The organism is Nocardioides sp. (assembly GCF_031422975.1).
Taxonomy (GTDB): domain Bacteria; phylum Actinomycetota; class Actinomycetes; order Propionibacteriales; family Nocardioidaceae; genus Nocardioides.
In genome coordinates this window covers 1-2,793 of the sequence record NZ_JANPEO010000638.1, presented here as the reverse complement: position 1 = coordinate 2,793, position 2,793 = coordinate 1, and the positions used below count along the sequence as shown (strand labels likewise).

General features: G+C 69.3%; 4 protein-coding genes and 1 pseudogene. 1 reads left to right on the top strand and 4 read right to left on the bottom strand.

All coding sequences use genetic code 11. From position 1 onward, the window contains the following. The 4 genes and pseudogenes from RMO85_RS18905 to RMO85_RS18890 all read right to left on the bottom strand — a co-directional run. A pseudogene (locus RMO85_RS18905) lies at nt 1–408 on the bottom strand (Mur ligase); the annotation flags it as partial. Nucleotides 409–454: 46 nt separating this feature from the next. Then, a complete protein-coding gene (fabI, locus tag RMO85_RS18900; protein ID WP_310530264.1) occupies nt 455–1,237 on the bottom strand; it encodes an enoyl-ACP reductase FabI in 783 nt (260 codons plus the stop codon). 4 nt (nt 1,238–1,241) lie between these two features. Continuing rightward, nucleotides 1,242–1,970 carry a 3-oxoacyl-ACP reductase FabG gene (fabG, locus tag RMO85_RS18895; protein WP_397204346.1) on the bottom strand — a complete coding sequence of 243 codons (729 nt, stop codon included), beginning with the start codon at nt 1,968–1,970 and terminating at the stop codon, nt 1,242–1,244. A gap of 44 nt (nt 1,971–2,014) precedes the next feature. Continuing rightward, nucleotides 2,015–2,227, bottom strand: coding sequence for a dodecin (locus tag RMO85_RS18890; RefSeq protein WP_310530262.1), 213 nt, complete (start codon nt 2,225–2,227; stop codon nt 2,015–2,017). Nucleotides 2,228–2,313: 86 nt separating this feature from the next. Between RMO85_RS18890 and RMO85_RS18885 the strand changes: the two genes are divergently transcribed. Further along, a complete protein-coding gene (locus tag RMO85_RS18885; protein WP_310530261.1) occupies nt 2,314–2,592 on the top strand; it encodes a DUF3099 domain-containing protein in 279 nt (92 codons plus the stop codon). Nucleotides 2,593–2,793 lie beyond the last annotated feature (201 nt).

Genomic DNA, 2,793 nt, shown 5'->3' with positions numbered 1-2,793 from the left:
CGCGGCACTCACCGCTGCCTCGACGTCGGGCGTGGGCAGCGCGTCCAGGGCGTGGGCGACGGCGTGGCCGAGAGCCTCCGCCCTCCCCCGGTGTCGCCACGGAAAGGCCACGACGAGCTGGTTGGCGTCGGAGGTCGGGCGGACCCGGACGGCGAGCCGAGACGTCCCGGACTCGCTGGCGATGGCACGCACGAGCCGCTCCACGGCACGCATCGCGAACCGCTGCCGGAACCCGCTCCGTGGGGCACCCGGGCGGGTGGTGCGCAGCCCGATCCGGCGCGCGAACCGCAGCACGGTCTCGTCGGACGCCTCCGCGATCGTGCTGATGTCGAGGGTCAGCTTGATGGCGGCGCGCGGGAAGTAGAGGTTGGGGCCTTCGAGGACGCGAAGTTCGACGAGCGAGGTCACGGCCGAACCGTATCGTCCGACCTGATCAGGCGACGCTCGCGGCGGCTCAGAGCCCCATCGCGTGGAAGCCACCGTCGACGTGCACGATCTCGCCGGTCGTGGCCGGGAAGAAGTCGCTGAGCAGGGCGCACACGGCCTTGGCGGTCGGCTCGTGGTTGCTCTCGTCCCAACCGAGCGGGGCGCGGTCCTTCCACGCCGACTCGAGGTCCTCGAAGCCCGGGATGGCCTTGGCGGCCAGCGTCTTGAGCGGTCCGGCTGCCACGAGGTTGCAGCGGATGCCGCTGGGCCCGAGGTCGCGGGCCAGGTAGCGCGAGGTGGATTCCAGACCGGCCTTGGCCACGCCCATCCAGTCGTAGGCCGGCCACGCGACCGTGGCGTCGAAGGTCAGGCCGACGATCGAGCCGCCCTCCGAGAGCAGCGGTCGGGTCGCCATCGCCAGCGACTTCAACGAGAACGCCGACACCTGGACCGCCTGGGCCACGTCGGCCCAGGGCCCCTCGAGGAACTTGCCGCCCAAGAGCGTCTGCGGGTTGCCGTAGGCGATCGAGTGGACGACGCCGTCGAGGCCGTCGACGTGCTGACGCACCTGGTCGGCCAGGCCCGCGAGGTGCTCCTCGTCGGTGACGTCGAGCTCGAGCACCGGCGCCTCGGCCGGTAGTCGCTTGGCGATCCGCCGGGTGATACCCAGCGCGCGGCCGAAGTTGGAGATGAGCACCGTGGCGCCCTGTTCCTGGGCGACCTTGGCGGTGGCGAAGCCGATGGAGGAGTCCATCGTCACGCCCGCAACCAGGATGCGCTTGCCACTCAAGATGCCAGTGAATTCCGTCATTGGTTCAGTGCCCCATTCCGAGTCCGCCGTCAACCGGGATGACGGCTCCTGTCACGTAGGCGGCGCCGTCCGACGCCAGCCAGGTCACGGCCGAGGCGACCTCGGTCGTGCTTGCGTAGCGCCCCAGCGGCACCTGTGTCTTGATCAGCTGTTTCTGCTCGTCGGTGAGCACCGCGGTCATGTCGGTCTCGACGAAACCGGGCGCCACGACGTTGGTGGTGATGGAGCGCGACCCGAGCTCGCGGGCCAGCGACCGTGCCATCCCGACGAGGCCGGCCTTGGAGGCGGCGTAGTTGACCTGGCCGGCCGACCCGAGCAGCCCGACCACGGACGAGATGAAGATGATGCGGCCTCGCCTGAGGCGCAGCATGCCCTTGGCGGCCCGCTTGGCCAGGCGGAAGGAGCCGGTCAGGTTGGTGTCGATCACCGAGGACCAGTCGTCCTCCGACATGCGCAGGATCAGCGTGTCGTGGGTGATGCCGGCGTTGGCGACCAGGATCTCGACCGGGCCGTGGGCGGCCTCGATCTCGGTGAAGGCCGCCTCGACCGCTGCCGGATCGGTGACGTCGCAACGCACGTCGAGGGCGCCCTCGGGGGCACCACCCGATCGAGTGGTGACGGCGACCTTGTCATCCTGGGCCAGGAACGCCTCGGCGATGGCGCGGCCGATGCCGCGATTGCCGCCAGTCACGAGCACGGACCGCGGGGCACTTGCAGTGGGATCGCTCACGATTCACGACGCTAGTGATTACCGAGGGGTAGGGGCAATTCGGGTGCTCACTCGTCCTCGAGGCGGAACCCGACCTTCATCCCGACCTGGAAGTGCTCGACCGCACCGTCCTTGGCCTGGCCACGGATCTGGGTGATCTCGAACCAGTCGATGTGGCGCAGCGTCTTGCCGGCCCGCTCGATGCCGTTGCGGACGGCCTGGTCGATGCCGTCCGGCGACGTGCCGACGATCTCGCTGACGCGGTAGGTGCGGTTGGACATGGAGGCTCCCTTTGTCGACGGATGAGCGGGGACGCGGCGAACGTCGCGGCCCGCGGCCGTTGAGCCTAGCGACGTACACTTTCGCCATGGCCCCACGGGACTCACATTCGGTGCGTATCACGACCGCGCCGACGAGCGTGGCCGACGACATCGCGGGCCGGCAGCGCCGCTACCTCATCTCGATGGCGATCAGGACGGCCTGTGTGGTCGGCGCGGTCGCCGTGGGACCCGGCCTTCTCCGGTGGGTGCTGATCGCCGGAGCCGTCCTGCTGCCGTATGTCGCGGTCGTCATGGCCAACGCCGGGAACCGCAAGGATGACGGCTTCGACCTCCGCCAGACCAGCTCTCGTCGCGAGCTCGGATAGGTCGCAACTCACCGGCCAGCACAGGTTGGTTTTCCTCCATACGTCGTGCAAGAATCAACAGGCGACCCCAGCATCCCCCGTCTGTGGTCGCACTTCGGTGCCGTACAGCTTCCCCCGTGGCTGTCCGGCACTGGCATTTCGTCCAACTCATCGACAGATCGAAGGCAGGTGACCCCGTGAGCGACCCGGGACCGCCCGACC

Bases quoted from the DNA above. Each gene is read 5' to 3' on its own strand.
- fabI (WP_310530264.1), bottom strand. From the start codon at position 1,237: ATGACGGAATTCACTGGCATCTTGAGTGGCAAGCGCATCCTGGTTGCG.
- RMO85_RS18890 (WP_310530262.1), bottom strand. From the start codon at position 2,227: ATGTCCAACCGCACCTACCGCGTCAGCGAGATCGTCGGCACGTCGCCG.
- RMO85_RS18885 (WP_310530261.1), top strand. From the start codon at position 2,314: ATGGCCCCACGGGACTCACATTCGGTGCGTATCACGACCGCGCCGACG.